Raw genomic sequence first — 14,936 nt, forward strand, 5'->3', positions numbered from 1 at the left:
CGGTCCGCTAAGAGACTTCACGCGCGCGGATGGTGCAAAGGAAACGCAAAGCCGACCCCTGATGCCCTGTGAACGTTTCGTTATGGCTGTGTTTTTACGGGGCGGGGCGCCAACCCCCGCCTACGCGCGGTAAGTTTCTGGCCATGCCACGTGGACGTCACCGCCATTCTCCGCCTCTGCACAGGCTGCTGCCTCCGTCGGCGATCGCAGGCGTCTCCCTCGTCTGCGCCCTCGGCCCCTGGGTCTTCACGCAACAGTCCGTGCTACGGGTGACGGCAGCGGTCGCGGCGGCGACGGCCGCCGTGGGCGCGGCCGTCATGCGCCGCTGGGACGTCGAGGCCGGAAAACGGGTCGCCGACCTCACGCGCGCGCGTGCGAGCGACGAGTGGCGGCACGAGGAGCGGATCGCCGAGCTGGAGACCGACCTCGAGGAGTCCCGCGAGCTGCGCGCCAAGCTGGAGCAGCGGCTGCGGGCGAAGCGTTCGGAGCTGGCGGGTCTGCGCAACGAGCACGCGGCGCTGCTGCGCCGGTACGCCACCGCGGAGACCGAGCGGGCGAGCGCGCTGGAGGGCCGGCGCCTGCTGGAGATAGAGGCCTCGACCGACACGCGCGCGTTGCCGCCCGTGCCGGCGCAGAAGACCTCGCCCGAGGACGAGTCCGAGGCTGTGGCCGCCTCGGCGGACGTCGACGAGACGGCCGAGGGCGACGAGACGGCGGAGAGCGTCGAGACGGCCGAGGGCGACGAGCAGTCCGCCACGCCCGCGGTGTTCTCCCCGGAGGGCTCGCAGCTGTTCCTGCGCGCGAAGGCGGCGCTGAAGCGGTTCGACGAGGACGGCGACGGCACCCCCGACGACGACGGCCCCGCCAAGGGCGACGCGGCCGCCGACGCCGACGAGACCACGGACGCGAAGAACACGAAGGACGCCAAGGGCACGCCGGCCACGGACTCCGCCCGGGACGCGGAGGCCACGCCGGACGAGCCGGTGACGGCGGGCGCCCCCGCGGCCGAGGCCGCCGACGGTCCGAGCGACGCGGCCGCCCAGGAGGACGAGGCGCAGGGGAAGCCCGAGGCGGCCGACGGGCACGAGCACGCGGCCGCCACCACCCCGGCCAAGCCCGGCCAGCCCGTGCGGCAGCCCGCGGGGCACTTCGTGGAGCCGACCGCGGTGGCGGTCGTACCGGGCACGCCCGTGCGCCGCCCCGCCGTCGAGGGCGGGTTCGACTTCTTCGGCACGAAGCGGGAGCCCTCGCGCGGCGCCCTGGAGTCCGTGCAGAACGAGGACCTCGCGGACGTCGTCGGCCAGGAGGCGCTCGCCCTGCACAAGGCGGAGGCCGAGGCGGAGTTCAAGCCGGCCGACGAGGAGTCGCGGGGCGTCGGCCAGGTGATCGACCTGACCGCCCACGACGAGACGGAACAGATCAACCTCCAGGGCCTGCGCAGCGCGGTCTCCTGACCCCGCGCCGCCCTCGCCGGGAGGCACCTGCCGCGGGCGTCGGCGCGGTCGTCAGGCCATCCACCGGTCCGGCCGCGCCCCCCGGCGCCCCGTCCGCGACCGCTCCGCCTGCGCCCGCAGCAGCCGTGCCGCCTCTTGGGCGTCCCGCAGCCGCGCCGTGACCGTCTTGCCGGCCCCCGTGTCCACGTGCACGTCGGCGAGCCGCCACAGCCGCTCCCAGGGCCCCTGGGTGAGCCGTACGCTCTGCACCTTCGCGTGCGGCACGAGTGCGAGCGTGCGCCGCAGCAGTCCGTGCCGGGCCGCGAACACGGTGTCGGTGACGGCGAGTCCGTAGCCGCGCCACCGCACGGGCGCGCACCGACCGGCCCGCTGCGGCGGGCGGTCCATCGAGACGGCCGCCGGCACGCGCACCCCGGGCAGCACACGCGCGACGACCGCTTCGGCGACCTCGCGCGGCGCGACGGGCACCAGCACGGAGTTGTCCGATCCGGCCACGTCCAGCTCCACCCGGACCCAGCCCGGCCACCGCCACAGCAGCGGCTGGACGATCCGCACGGTCTGCACCCGCCCCGGCGGCACCGTCTCGTGCGTCCGGTCGAGCAACCCGTGGTCGATCCTGAGCCCGTCCGGCGACTCGGCCACCGTCCAGTCGTACTCCCCGACGAACCGTCCCACGCTGCTCGCGCCCGCCGCCCCCAGCAGCGGCAGACCGGTCGCGAGGACCGTCCACACGCTGTGGGTGGCCAGCCACAGCAGGGGCGGGACGACGAGGGCGGCGGCGAGGGAGCCCCAGGTGGCGCCCGTCAGCACGAGGGAGAGCGCGAGCAGACGAGGGGGCGTGCGCAGCAGCTCACGCGCCGGCGCCTCGCCGACTTCGTGCGCGGTCTCGGGCGCGAAACCGGCGGCGCGCGCGAGGAGTTCCGCGCGCAGCGCACGCGCCTCGCGCTCCCCGAGGAAGGCGAGCTCGTCCTTCTTGTCCGCGCCTATGACGTCCAGCCGCAGCTTCGCGACGCCCGCCACGCGCGCGAGGAGCGGCTGGGTGACGTCGACCGCCTGGATCCGTTCGAGGCGGATGTGCGCGGTGCGGCGGAACAGCAGGCCGGTGCGGATGCGCAGTTCGGTGTCCGTCACCGCGAAGTGCGTGAACCACCAGGTGAGCACGCCGTACAGGGCGGCCGTCGGGACGACGACGGCCAGCGCGATCAGCAGCGTGGTGGTGGTCAGCCGCGTCAACTGTCGCTGCGCCTGGTCCGGGTCGTGCACGGCCCAGCCGATGACGACGGCGATCGGCGCCCATGCGCGCCGCAGCGGCGTCACCGGATGCAGCCGCCGCTCGACGACGGGCGGCTTCTCGCGTACGTCGTCCTCGACGCCCGGCGTGGTCACAGCCCCGCCGATCGGGCCTCGCCGAGCTCGGTGAGCCGGTCGCGCAGCCGCTCCGCCTCCGCCGGGTCGAGGCCGGGGATGGTCGCGTCGGTCGCCGCGGCCGCGGTGTGCAGCTGCACGCTGGCCAGCCCGAAGTGCCGCTCCACGGGCCCGGAGGTGACCTCCACCAGCTGCATGCGCCCGTACGGCACGACCGTCTCCTCGCGCCACAGCACACCCCGGCTGATCAGCAGGTCGTCGGCGCGCTCGGCGTACCGCCAGGAGCGCCAGTTGCGGCCCAGCAGCACCCAGCCCCAGGCCGCGACGGCGAGCGGCAGCAGCGCGAAGACGGCCCACACGGGGCCCGCGAACAGGCCGAGCAGCAGACCGGTGGCGAGGGCGAGCAGCCCCAGCCACACCACCAGCAACAGCCGCCGCATCCGCAGCAGGCCGGGAGGAAGCCCCCTCCAGGCCGGCTCCGCCCCCGTTGTGCCCGTCGTCTGCGGGCTCCCCGTATCCATACGGCCAGCGTACGTAGGAGAGACTGTGTCCATGACTCCTACGACGGAGACCATGGTCGGTATCGGCGGCGCCGCGGAGAGCACCGACATGGTGCTCAACATCGGGCCGCAGCACCCCTCCACACACGGCGTGCTGCGCCTCAGGCTGGTGCTGGACGGCGAGCGCATCACGCACGCGGAACCGGTGATCGGGTACATGCACCGCGGCGCGGAGAAGCTCTTCGAGGCGCGCGACTACCGCCAGATCATCATGCTCGCCAACCGCCACGACTGGCTGTCGGCCTTCTCCAACGAGCTGGGCGTGGTCCTCGCCGTGGAGCGCATGCTCGGCATGGAGGTCCCCACGCGCGCGGTGTGGACGCGCACGCTGCTCGCGGAGCTCAACCGGGTCCTCAACCACCTGATGTTCCTCGGCTCCTATCCGCTGGAACTCGGCGGCATCACCCCGGTCTTCTACGCCTTCCGCGAGCGAGAGACCCTCCAGAACGTCATGGAGGAGGTCTCCGGCGGCCGTATGCACTACATGTTCAACCGCGTCGGAGGTCTCAAGGAGGACCTGCCGGCGGGTTGGACCGCACGCGCGCGTGCCGCCGTCGCCGCCGTGCGCTCGCGCATGGACGTCTACGACGACCTGGTGCTCGGCAACGAGATCTTCCGCGGACGCACGCGCGGGGTGGGACGGCTCGCGCCCGAGGCCGTGCACGCCTACGGCGTGAGCGGGCCGATCGCCCGCGCCTCGGGCGTCGACTTCGACCTGCGCCGCGACGAGCCCTACCTCGCCTACGGGGAGCTGCGGGACACCCTGAAGGTCGTCACCCGGCGGGACGGCGACTGCCTCGCCCGCTTCGAGGTGCTCCTGGAGCAGACCCACAACGCCCTCGACCTCGCAGACGCCTGCCTCGACCGCCTCGCCGAGCTGCCGCCGGGGCCGATCAACCAGCGGCTGCCGAAGGTCCTGAAGGCACCCGAGGGCCACACCTACGCCTGGACCGAGAACCCGCTCGGCATCAACGGCTACTACCTCGTCAGCAAGGGCGAGAAGACCCCGTACCGGCTGAAGCTGCGCTCGGCCTCGTACAACAACATCCAGGCCCTCGTGGAACTGCTGCCGGGGACGCTGGTCGCGGACATGGTGGCGATCCTGGGGTCGCTGTTCTTCGTGGTCGGGGACATCGACAAGTAGCGCGGGCAGACGGGCGGACGCGGCCAGGGCTCAGGCGATCAGCGCGTCCGGGATGCCCACCGGCTGCAGCAGCCAGCCGAAGTCGCCGAGGCCGCCCTCGGCGGTGAGTTCGGCGGCCTCGCCGGCGCTGGCGAGGGCGCGGACGTAGGCGGCGGGTTGTGTGGCCGCGAGCGTGAGCGAGGGGCGTGCGCCGATGACGCCGAGGGCGCGCAGGGCGGCGCGTTGCCGGAGAATGCGCGGGCTCGGGAGCGTGCGCGCCGTTGTGAATGTCGACGCGTGCGCCTCCGTGTGCGCCGCGCAGGCGTCCAGCGCGACGTGCGCCGTGATATCGCACGACCCGTCCGGCACGGGCGCCGTCTCACGCCCCGCGCGGAAGCCGGTGAGCGTTCCGAACAGGGGGCGCGCGTCGAGGGCGTGCGCGTAGTCGACCGCGACCGCGAGCCCCCGGTCGAGCGCCCCCACCGCGGCCGCCCACGCCTCGTCCCGCGGCCGCCCGATCTCGGCCCGCAGCCCCTCCTCGCCGCCCAGCGGCCACCACCCCTCCAGCCACTCCGCGTCCGCGCCGGCGACCGGTTCTCCCAGCCGTTCGGTCCCGTCCTGCCGTACGAGGACCCGCCGGGCCACGCCCGCGGAGTCGACCTGGGCGACGTCCACGGGGACGTTGTCCAGCCACTCGTTGGCGAAGAGCAGCCCCGTGACGCCCTGCGGGGGCTCGGACAGCCATGCGACGCGGTCGTCCAGGCCGGCGGGCCGGTCGGCGAGTTCCACGGCGTACGCGCGCGTGCGGGCGGCCACGTCGGCGGGGAGCGCGGCCAGCACACCGCTGACCAGCTCGCCGCGCCCGGCCCCCATGTCGACGAAGTCGAGCGTCGCCGGCCGCTTGAGGGCCTCGTCGACGCGGCACAGCAGCCCGGCGACGGCCTCGGCGAACAGCGGCGAGGCGTGCACGGACGTACGGAAGTGCCCGGCCGGGCCCTCGGGCCGCCGGTAGAAGCCGCCCGGCCCGTACAGCGCGGCCTCCGCCGCCGTCCGCCAGCCGCGCCACTCACCTGTCGTCTCTGCCGTCACCGGGCCAGGCTAAGCGCACCGAGGAACGCAGCCTCCACCTTGCGGAGTATGCGTGCCCGATGCGGATCGGTCCTCCGGTTGACCCCTGCACGCATCACGCTTCCCTACGCTGGGTTACGTGCAGCGCCTCTATGATTTCCTCCGCAGGCACCCGACGTGGGTCGACGGCTTCTGGGCCGTCTTCCTGTTCGGGATCTCTGTGGCGAGCGGAACGGTCCGTCAGGAGGGCAGCGGCACCGATAAGCCGGCGTTCGTCGTTCCGGTCATCCTGCTGCTCTGCCTCGCGATAGCGCTGCGCCGGCGCATGCCGGAGAAGATGCTGCTGCTGACGATCGGGGTGGGCGCGGCCCAGCTCGCGCTGGACGTCGCGGTGACCCCTGCCGACTTCGCGATGCTGGTGATCGTCTACACGGTGGCCGCCACCGGCGCCCGCTGGGCGTCCCGGCTCGCGCTGAGCGTGAGCCTGGGCGCGGCCACCGTGGCGCAGCTGCGCTGGCCGAACACGCACACCAGCGTGCTGGGCAACATGGCGGTCGTGGTCTTCCAGACCGTCCCCTTCGCGCTGGCCTGGGTGCTCGGCGACTCGATCCGCACCCGCCGCGCCTACTTCGCCCAGCTGGAGGAGCGCGCCGCCCGGCTGGAGAAGGAGCGGGAGGCGCAGGCCAAGGTCGCCGTCGCCGCCGAACGCGCCCGTATCGCGCGCGAGCTGCACGACGTCGTCGCGCACAACGTGTCGGTGATGGTGGTGCAGGCCGACGGCGCCGCCTACGTCCTCGACACCGCCCCCGACCAGGCCAAGAAGGCCCTGGAGACGATCTCCTCCACCGGCCGCCAGGCCCTCGCCGAGATGCGCCGCCTGCTGGGCGTGCTGCGCACCGGCGAGCACAAGGAGGTCGGCGAGTACGTCCCGCAGCCCGACGTCGAGCAGATCGACGACCTGGTCGAGCAGTGCCGGCACGCCGGTCTGCCCGTCGACTTCAAGGTGGAGGGCACCCCGCGCCCGCTGCCCAGCGGCGTCGAGCTCACGGCGTACCGCATCGTGCAGGAGGCGCTGACCAACACCCGCAAGCACGGCGGGCCGAACGCGGGCGCGAGCGTGCGGCTGGTGTACTTCGACGACGGCCTGGGCCTGCTGGTCGAGGACGACGGCAAGGGCGCCCCGCACGAGCTGTACGAGGAGGGCGGGTTCGACGGCCAGGGGCACGGCCTGATCGGCATGCGCGAGCGGGTCGGCATGGTCGGCGGCACCCTGGACGCGGGACCGCGCCCGGGCGGAGGATTCCGCATCAGCGCCCTGCTGCCGCTCAAACCGGCGCACTGACGTTTTCGCACGCCCCCTGTTGACACCTGTAACACCCCTGACTGACGGACACGGAAGAGGCTCCGATGACGATCCGCGTGATGCTCGTCGACGACCAGGTGCTGCTGCGCACCGGGTTCCGGATGGTGCTCGCCGCGCAGCCGGACATGGAGGTCGTCGCCGAGGCGGGGGACGGTGTCGAGGCCCTTCAGGTGCTGCGCTCGACCACCGTCGACGTCGTCCTGATGGACGTGCGCATGCCGAAGCTGGACGGCGTGGAGGCCACCCGCCGCATCTGCTCGGAGCCGGATCCGCCGAAGGTGCTGATCCTGACCACCTTCGACCTCGACGAGTACGCCTTCTCCGGGCTGAAGGCGGGCGCTTCGGGGTTCATGCTCAAGGACGTGCCCCCCGGCGAGCTGCTCGGCGCCATCCGCGCGGTGCACAGCGGCGACGCGGTGGTGGCGCCCTCGACCACGCGCCGGCTGCTGGACCGGTTCGCGCCGATGCTGCCGAGCGCCGGCAAGGAGCCCCAGCACAAGGAACTGGAGCGGCTGACCGACCGTGAGCGCGAGGTCATGGTGCTGGTCGCGCAGGGCCTGTCCAACGGGGAGATCGCGGCCCGGCTGGTGCTGTCCGAGGCGACCGTGAAGACCCACGTCGGGCGCATCCTGACCAAGCTGGGCCTCCGGGACCGGGTGCAGGTGGTGGTCCTGGCCTACGAGACCGGGCTGGTGCGCGCGGGCGGGCACGGCTGATCCGCGTACGCGTGACTCCCGCGTAACGGCCGCGCACTAGGGTCGGCGCATGCTCCTGTGGATCAACGGCCCTTTCGGGGGCGGCAAGACACAGACCGCGCACGAGCTCCAGCGGCGCCTGAGAGGCAGCGTGATCTGCGACCCCGAGCACGCCGGCTTCGGACTGCGCCGGATGCTGCCGCCCGAACTGCGCGGGAACTTCCAGGACCTGGCGGCCTGGCGGCAGGGCGTGGTCGAGGTGCTGGACCTGGCACTCACCAAGCACGACGGCGTGGTGATCGCCCCCATGACGGTCACGGACTCCGGCTACTTCGCGGAGACCGTCGGCCGGCTGCGCGAACTCGGCCATGACGTACGTCACTTCACCCTCCTCGCACAGCGCGAGACGGTGCTGAAGCGGCTGCGCGAACGCGGCTTCGGACACCTCCTTCGGTACGTCGCCGGCAAGAACGCCGGCCTGGGCAGGGAGACCTGGGCCGTGCGGCAGCTCGACCACTGTCTGGAGCGGCTCGCGGAACCGGAGTTCGCCGAGCACCTGTGGACCGACCACTCGACCGTGCCGAAGACGGCGGACCGCATCGCCGTGCTCGCCGGGCTGACGCTTCGGCCGAACACCGAAGGAGCCCTGCGGACGCGGCTCAGGCAGGCGCGGGTGGGAATCCGGCACATCCGGTTCGACTGAGCCAACCGCTTCTCCTGAGCCAACCAGTGCGAGCAGGCCGTTCAGTGCAACCAGGCCGTCCGGTGCGACCGGACCGGCCGCTCAGCGCAGGACGCCCTCCAGGAAGTCGCTGCCCAGCCGCGCCACGACCGCTATGTCCAGCTGGTGCTGCACGTACCGGCCGCGGCGGCGCGTGGTGACCAGGCCCGCCTTCTTCAGGACGCCGAGGTGCCGGGATATCTCCGGGGCCGTCACGCCGTGCACCCGCGCCAGCTCGCCGGTGGTGTGGGCGCCGCGGGCCAGGTGGCGGCACATGCGCATGCGGACGGGGTGGGACAGGGCGGTCATCCGCAGGGCGAGCTGCTCGACGGAGGGCGGGGCCGCGAGCTCGGGGGAGCCGACCGGGTAGTGCACGACGGGCTGCCAGCCGGGCCGGTACAGCACGGACAGGTGGGGCCAGCCGAAGCTGGTCGGCACGAGCAGCAGCGTGCCGTCCCGCGTGGTCGTACGGGCCACGGTCAGCTTGTCGACCGTGATCTGCCCCGCGTCCTCGTCGAGGGTGACCACCGGGGAGACGGCGGCGAGCGCCTCGGCCAGGCCCTTGCGGCGCAGCAGATCGGTCTTGTGGCGGGCGTCCGCGGTGAGCTGGTGGCGCAGCCGCGCCCAGTCCTGCGCGAAGAACGCCTCGTCGCAGTCCTGCAGGAACTGCCGCAGCCAGGCCCGGATCCTGGGCGGGTCGGTCAGCAGCAGCTCGCTGAACCGCTCCTGCTGCGGCCCACGCGCGGCGGCCAGCTCCAGCGCGCGCCGGCGCAGCCCGGCGTCGACGAGCGGACTGGGGCCGTCGCCGTAGGGCATCGCGCAGCTGAACTCCAGGGCCGCGTCCACGAACTGCTCGTCCGTCAGCTTGTCCAGCAGGTCCAGCTCCTCGGCGAGCGTGGCGCCGGGCAGCGCGGCACCGCCCGGGATGCCCGCGGACGGCAGGAACAGGTCCGAGAACGTCGTCCGCCACAGGAAGTCGGCCTCGCACATCCGGTCGGCCAGGTGCTGGTCGAGCCGGGCGGTCACGCCGGCCACCCAGCCCTGCAGGCCGGGATGGTGCCCCGGCTCGGACAGGGCGTGCAGCGCCATGCCGAGCTCGGCCAAGGGCGAGGGGACCACGGCGACCCTCTCCGGCCGCAGCCCCGCGATGTCGATGCGCACGCTCATGACCTCATGGTGCACCCCGCCACTGACAACGCCGTCCTCGTTTGACGGCCACCGTCAATCGGCGCGACGCCGGTCTCGCGGCGGACGCAGCCTGGGAGCACCGAAGGCCGCCGCGGAGCCTGCGGGTCCCCGACTCCACGTCCCGAGAAGGCGAACGGTCATGAGCATCACGCAGCAGTACCTCCTGGACACCTACCGCGCCCGGCAAAGGGGCGAGCCCCTCCCGCCCGCGCCCGGCGCCGAGGACTGGCAGGTCGTGCGGGAGTGGCGGGACCGCCGGCAGTTCCGTGCGGTCCTCGCCGGCTGTCCCGTCCACGGACGGCTACGGCGCTGCCTGGCCCGGTGGCTGCGCCCGCGACCGGGTTCTACCCGCTGACGCCGCCGTCGAGGCGGGCGGCGAAGTCCGCGGCCGCCGCCCTGACGTCGGCGGCGCTCCACTCCAGGCCCGCGGCCCGGACGTACACCTCGGTGACGGCCAGGCCCGGGCCCGCCTCGTCCCAGGCGTTCGCGAACAGGAGCGTCTTCGTCTCCTCGCCCTGGCGGATCGCCGCCTGTGACGCGACGTCGACGTCGCAGGGCAGCCAGACCTGGAACTCGTTCGTGGTCGGCACCTCGGGCCGCACGCGGACCCAGGGCACCCCGGCCTCCGCGAGGCCCTCGCGCAGGGCGGCGGCCACCACGCGCGCGTGGCGGACGTACTCCGGCAGCCTGGGCAGCTCGCGCTCCAGGCCGGCGAGGGCCGACAGGACGGTCGGGAACTGCTGGAAGATCTGGCCGCCGTACCGGTGCCGCCAGGTCTTCGCCTCGTCCACCAGGGTCCTCGGACCGGCGAGCGCGGCGCCGCCGTAGCCGCCGAGGGACTTGTAGAACGACACGTACACGCTGTCGGCCAGGGCGGCGATCTCGTCCAGGGGACGGCCGAAGTGCTCGGTGGTCTCCCACAGGCGCGCGCCGTCGAAGTGCACCACCGCGTCGCGCTCGTGCGCCGCCTCCACGACCTCGGTGAGCTCCTCCCAGGAGGGCAGCGCGAAACCGGCGTCCCGGAGGGGCAGTTCGAGCATCAGCGCCCCGAAGGGCTCGTCGAAGTCGCGTACCTCGTCGGCGGTCGGGAGCCGGGGCTCGCTCGTCACGCGCACCGGGCGCAACCCGCTGACCTGGCTGAAGGCGTGCCGCTCGTGCACCTCGGGGTGCGCCAGGGCGTGCAGGGCCACCGTGGGGTTGCCGGTGCGGCCCGCCCAGCAGCGCAGCGCCACCTGCTGGGCCATCGTGCCGGTCGGGAAGAACGCGGCGGCCTCCTTGCCGAGCAGCGCGGCGACCTTCTCCTCCAGGGCCTCGACGACGCCGTTGCCGTACATGTCCGCCGGTTCGTCCAGGTCGTACAGGTCCCCCACGTCCTCCAGCAGCGCCAGGCGCTCGCGGAGGGGGTCCAGGAAACCGAGGCGCGCGAGGGTGCGCTGCGCGCCCCGGTACGCGCTGATGCGCCGTGCGCGGCGCCGCTTGATCCGCTCCTCCTCGGACATCCCCTCGTCCGTCGGGCCGGCCTGCTCCGTCGCGTCCTCCATGGCCCGGATCATGCCTGCCCCGGCGTGGCGGAGCACCCGGATTTCCGCGAGCCGTCGCCGCGCGCGCACTGTGCGGAAACCCACAGCCTGTGGACAACCGGACGTCTCCGGAACCGATAGCGTTAACATGACGAGAAATCGTCCGGTACCCGGAGCGGACTGGAACGGGAAGGCCGCCGTCGCGTGAGTACAAGCCAACAGCCAGATCCCAGGGACCGCCCCGCGCGGCTCACCGTCGGTGTCGTCGGCGCCGGACGCGTGGGACCGGCGCTCGCCGCCTCCCTGCAGCTCGCCGGGCACCGGCCGGTGGCCGTCTCCGGGGTCTCCGACGCCTCCCGCAGGCGCGCCGCGCAGCTGCTGCCCGACGTGCCGCTGGTCCCGCCCGCCGAGGTGCTCCAGCGCGCCGACCTGGTACTGCTGACCGTCCCGGACGACACCCTGCCCGGGCTCGTGGAGGGCCTCGCCGAGACCGGCGCCGTCCGGCCGGGCCAGCTGCTGGTCCACACCTCCGGGCGCTACGGCGCGAAGGTCCTGGACCCCGCCCTGCGCGCCGGCGCCCTGCCGCTCGCCCTGCACCCGGCGATGACCTTCACCGGCACCGCCGTGGACGTCCAGCGGCTGGCCGGCTGCTCCTTCGGCGTCACCGCCCCCGAGGAGCTGCGGCTGGCCGCGGAGGCCCTGGTCATCGAGATGGGCGGCGAGCCGGAGTGGATCGCCGAGGAGATGCGCCCGCTCTACCACGCGGCGCTCGCCCTCGGCGCCAACCACCTCGTCACCCTGGTCGCCCAGTCCATGGAGCTGCTGCGCGCGGCCGGCGTCGAGGCCCCCGACCGGATGCTCGGCCCGCTGCTCGGCGCCGCCCTCGACAACGCCCTGCGCTCCGGCGACGCCGCCCTGACCGGCCCGGTCGCGCGCGGGGACGCGGGCACGGTCGCCGCGCACGTGGCGCAGCTGCGCCGGCACGCCCCGCAGACCGTCGCCGGCTACCTGGCCATGGCCCGCGCGACCGCCGACCGCGCGCTCGCCCACGGGCTGCTGAAGCCCGAACTCGCCGAGGACCTCCTGGGGGTACTCGCCGACGGCACCCACCCGACCGACGGCACCGACGGCGCCGAGGGAGACGCCCGATGACGACCACCCTGCTGCGCACCGCCGACGGACTGCACGCACGCACGCGTACCGGCCGGCGCGCCGTGGTGATGACGATGGGCGCCCTGCACGAGGGCCACGCCACGCTGATCCGCACCGCGCGCGAGATCGCCGGCCCGGACGGCGAGGTCGTCGTCACCGTCTTCGTCAACCCCCTGCAGTTCGGCGAGGGCGAGGACCTCGACCGCTACCCGCGCACGCTGGACGCCGACCTCAAACTCGCCGAACTGTCCGGAGCGGACGTCGTGTTCGCGCCCTCCGTGGACGAGGTCTACCCCGGCGGCGAGCCCCAGGTGCGCATCAGCGCGGGCCCCATGGGGGAGCGCCTGGAGGGCGCCTCGCGCCCCGGCCACTTCGACGGCATGCTCACCGTCGTCGCCAAGCTGCTGCACCTCACCCGTCCCGACGTCGCCCTGTACGGCCAGAAGGACGCCCAGCAGCTCGCCCTGATCCGCCGCATGGTGCGCGACCTGAACTTCGGCGTGGAGATCGTCGGCGTGCCCACCGTGCGCGAGGAGGACGGCCTGGCCCTGTCCAGCCGCAACCGCTACCTCTCGGAGGCGGAGCGGCGCACGGCGCTCGCGCTCTCCCGCGCGCTGTTCGCGGGCCGCGACCGGCACGCGGCGCAGGAGGCGCTGCGCGCACGGGCGCGCGAAGTGCCCGCCACGCACGCGCGTGCCGAAGCGCTCAGCGCCATAGGCGAGTCGCGCGCCGCGGCCGACGCGCACGCCGTCGCGAAGGCGATCCCGGGCGCCCCCTCCGCCGTCCGCGCGGCGGCCCGGCTGGTCCTCGACGAGGCCGCCCGTCTGTCCCCGCCGCTCGAACTGGACTACCTCGCCCTCGTCGACCCCTCCGACTTCACCGAGATCGACGACGACTTCACCGGTGAGGCCGTCCTCGCCGTCGCCGCCCGGGTCGGGACGACCCGGCTGATCGACAACCTTCCTCTCACCTTCGGGAAAACCTTCGGAGCCGCCTCGTGAGCAGCACAGGCATACGACTGCACGCGCCCGCACCCGGCTGGGCCATCTCCGCGGACGTGGTGGTCGTCGGCTCCGGGGTCGCCGGCCTGACCGCCGCCCTGCGCTGCGAGGCCGCCGGTCTGGAGACGGTCGTCGTCACCAAGGCCCGCCTCGACGACGGCTCCACCCGCTGGGCGCAGGGCGGCGTCGCCGCCGCGCTCGGCGAGGGCGACACCCCCGAACAGCACCTGGACGACACCCTGGTCGCCGGCGCCGGCCTGTGCGACGAGGAGGCCGTACGGATCCTCGTCACCGAGGGCCCCGACGCCGTGCGCCGGCTCATCGCCACCGGCGCGCACTTCGACGAGTCCGAGGCCGGCGACCTGGAACTGACCCGCGAGGGCGGCCACCACCGCCGCCGCATCGCGCACGCGGGCGGTGACGCGACCGGCGCGGAGATCTCCCGCGCGCTCGTCGAGGCGGTACGCGCGCGTGGGCTGCGCACCATCGAGAACGCGCTCGTGCTCGACCTGCTCACCGACGCCGACGGCCGCACGGCGGGCGTGAGCCTGCACGTCATGGGCGAGGGCCAGCACGACGGAGTGGGCGCCGTGCACGCCCCCGCGGTGGTCCTCGCGACCGGCGGCATGGGCCAGGTCTTCTCCGCCACCACCAACCCCTCGGTGTCGACCGGCGACGGCGTGGCGCTCGCCCTGCGTGCGGGCGCCGAGGTCAGCGACCTGGAATTCGTGCAGTTCCACCCCACCGTGCTCTTCCTCGGCCCGGACGCCGAGGGACAGCAGCCGCTCGTCTCCGAGGCCGTGCGCGGCGAGGGCGCCCACCTGGTCGACGCCGACGGCGTGCGCTTCATGGTCGGACAGCACGAACTGGCCGAGCTCGCGCCCCGGGACATCGTCGCCAAGGGCATCCTGCGCCGGATGCTGGAGCAGGACGCCGAGCACATGTTCCTCGACGCCCGGCACTTCGGCGCCGCCATGTGGGAGCACCGCTTCCCGACCATCCTCGCCGCGTGCCGCGCCCACGGCATCGACCCGGTCACCGAGCCCATCCCGATCGCCCCGGCCGCCCACCACGCCTCCGGAGGCGTACGCACCGACTCCCGGGGCCGCACGACCGTCCCCGGCCTGTACGCGTGCGGCGAGGTCGCCTGCACCGGCGTGCACGGCGCCAACCGGCTCGCCTCCAACTCCCTCCTGGAGGGACTCGTCTACGCCGAGCGCATCGCCGCCGACATCGCGGCGACGCAGGCGGACGACGGCCTCCACGCGCGCGTGCCCGAACCGGTCGAGCACACCGGCAAGCCCGCCCACCCGCTGCTCGCCCCCGAGGCCCGGTTCGCGATCCAGCGGATCATGAGCGACGGCGCGGGCGTCCTGCGCTCCGCAGAATCCCTCGCCAAGGCCGCCGACCAGCTCCAGCAGCTGCACACCGACGCCCGCGACGCCCTCGACGAGAACGGCAAGACGGCCGAGCCCGGCGTCGACACCTGGGAGGCCACCAACCTCCTGTGCGTGGCCCGCGTCCTGGTCGCCGCCGCCCGGCTGCGCGAGGAGACCCGCGGCTGCCACTGGCGCGAGGACCACGCCGAGCGCGACGACACGACATGGCGCCGCCACATCGTCGTACGGCTGAATCCGGACCGCACACTCGCCGTACACACCACCGATACCCCAGACTTCCCCCCGACCCAGCAGCCTCGGCAGCGCCTCCAGGAGCAGTGACAGAA

14 protein-coding genes are annotated in these 14,936 nt (G+C 73.9%); 9 read left to right on the plus strand and 5 right to left on the minus strand.

Translation table 11 applies throughout. The features are described 5' to 3' along the window. Positions 1-143: 143 nt before the first annotated feature. Positions 144-1,454: a hypothetical protein gene (locus tag ACYF6T_RS30185; protein WP_461700406.1), complete on the plus strand. Its 1,311-nt coding sequence runs from the start codon at positions 144-146 to the stop codon at positions 1,452-1,454. A 51-nt stretch (positions 1,455-1,505) separates the two neighbouring features. On the opposite strand, the gene ACYF6T_RS30190 is transcribed toward ACYF6T_RS30185, so the two are convergent. Together ACYF6T_RS30190 and ACYF6T_RS30195 are read right to left on the minus strand one after the other, a co-directional pair. Continuing rightward, a complete protein-coding gene (locus ACYF6T_RS30190) occupies positions 1,506-2,840 on the minus strand; it encodes a PH domain-containing protein (RefSeq protein ID WP_461700407.1) in 1,335 nt (444 codons plus the stop codon). After that, positions 2,837-3,340: a PH domain-containing protein gene (locus tag ACYF6T_RS30195; protein ID WP_461700408.1), complete on the minus strand. Its 504-nt coding sequence runs from the start codon at positions 3,338-3,340 to the stop codon at positions 2,837-2,839. The genes ACYF6T_RS30190 and ACYF6T_RS30195 overlap by 4 nt, the downstream gene beginning before the upstream one ends. Positions 3,341-3,371: 31 nt before the next feature. On the opposite strand from ACYF6T_RS30195, the gene ACYF6T_RS30200 reads away from it, so the two are divergent. Further along, on the plus strand, positions 3,372-4,523 hold the full coding sequence (locus ACYF6T_RS30200; protein ID WP_461700409.1) for an NADH-quinone oxidoreductase subunit D: 1,152 nt from the start codon (positions 3,372-3,374) through the stop codon (positions 4,521-4,523). 30 nt (positions 4,524-4,553) lie between these two features. Here the strand turns inward: ACYF6T_RS30200 and ACYF6T_RS30205 are convergent, their stop codons facing one another. After that, positions 4,554-5,591, minus strand: a complete 1,038-nt coding sequence (locus ACYF6T_RS30205) for an SAM-dependent methyltransferase (RefSeq protein WP_461700410.1) — start codon at positions 5,589-5,591, stop codon at positions 4,554-4,556. 118 nt (positions 5,592-5,709) lie between these two features. Here ACYF6T_RS30205 and ACYF6T_RS30210 point away from each other — a divergent pair, with 118 nt between their 5' ends. The 3 genes from ACYF6T_RS30210 (at position 5,710) to ACYF6T_RS30220 (ending at position 8,331) form a co-directional block, all read left to right on the plus strand. Next, on the plus strand, positions 5,710-6,912 hold the full coding sequence (locus tag ACYF6T_RS30210) for a sensor histidine kinase (protein ID WP_461700411.1): 1,203 nt from the start codon (positions 5,710-5,712) through the stop codon (positions 6,910-6,912). Positions 6,913-6,977: 65 nt separating this feature from the next. Then, on the plus strand, positions 6,978-7,649 hold the full coding sequence (locus tag ACYF6T_RS30215) for a response regulator transcription factor (RefSeq protein WP_461700412.1): 672 nt from the start codon (positions 6,978-6,980) through the stop codon (positions 7,647-7,649). Between the two features lie 49 nt (positions 7,650-7,698). Then, positions 7,699-8,331 (plus strand): AAA family ATPase, encoded by a 633-nt coding sequence (locus ACYF6T_RS30220; protein WP_461700413.1) that lies wholly within the window; start codon positions 7,699-7,701, stop codon positions 8,329-8,331. A gap of 81 nt (positions 8,332-8,412) precedes the next feature. Here the strand turns inward: ACYF6T_RS30220 and ACYF6T_RS30225 are convergent, their stop codons facing one another. Continuing rightward, entirely contained in the window at positions 8,413-9,516 is a 1,104-nt protein-coding gene (locus ACYF6T_RS30225; RefSeq protein WP_461700414.1) for a DUF5937 family protein, read from the minus strand. Positions 9,517-9,676: 160 nt separating this feature from the next. On the opposite strand from ACYF6T_RS30225, the gene ACYF6T_RS30230 reads away from it, so the two are divergent. Next, the gene (locus tag ACYF6T_RS30230) at positions 9,677-9,892 is read left to right on the plus strand and encodes a hypothetical protein (protein WP_461700415.1); all 216 of its coding nucleotides are present in this window, start codon (positions 9,677-9,679) and stop codon (positions 9,890-9,892) included. On the opposite strand, the gene ACYF6T_RS30235 is transcribed toward ACYF6T_RS30230, so the two are convergent. Further along, complete coding sequence (locus ACYF6T_RS30235) at positions 9,882-11,078, minus strand: threonine aldolase family protein (RefSeq protein ID WP_461700417.1); 1,197 nt, start codon at positions 11,076-11,078, stop codon at positions 9,882-9,884. The genes ACYF6T_RS30230 and ACYF6T_RS30235 overlap by 11 nt on opposite strands. 183 nt (positions 11,079-11,261) lie before the next feature. On the opposite strand from ACYF6T_RS30235, the gene ACYF6T_RS30240 reads away from it, so the two are divergent. Genes ACYF6T_RS30240 through ACYF6T_RS30250 form a run of 3 tightly spaced genes read left to right on the plus strand, consistent with a single transcriptional unit; the run spans position 11,262 to position 14,931 of the window. After that, the gene (locus ACYF6T_RS30240; RefSeq protein ID WP_461700419.1) at positions 11,262-12,209 is read left to right on the plus strand and encodes a Rossmann-like and DUF2520 domain-containing protein; all 948 of its coding nucleotides are present in this window, start codon (positions 11,262-11,264) and stop codon (positions 12,207-12,209) included. Continuing rightward, positions 12,206-13,210 (plus strand): pantoate--beta-alanine ligase, encoded by a 1,005-nt coding sequence (gene panC, locus ACYF6T_RS30245; protein ID WP_461700420.1) that lies wholly within the window; start codon positions 12,206-12,208, stop codon positions 13,208-13,210. The genes ACYF6T_RS30240 and panC overlap by 4 nt, the downstream gene beginning before the upstream one ends. Beyond that, positions 13,207-14,931, plus strand: coding sequence for an L-aspartate oxidase (locus ACYF6T_RS30250; protein WP_461700421.1), 1,725 nt, complete (start codon positions 13,207-13,209; stop codon positions 14,929-14,931). Before panC ends, ACYF6T_RS30250 begins: the two co-directional genes overlap by 4 nt. Positions 14,932-14,936: the final 5 nt, after the last annotated feature.

It is taken from the genome of Streptomyces sp. 7R007 (assembly GCF_054850255.1).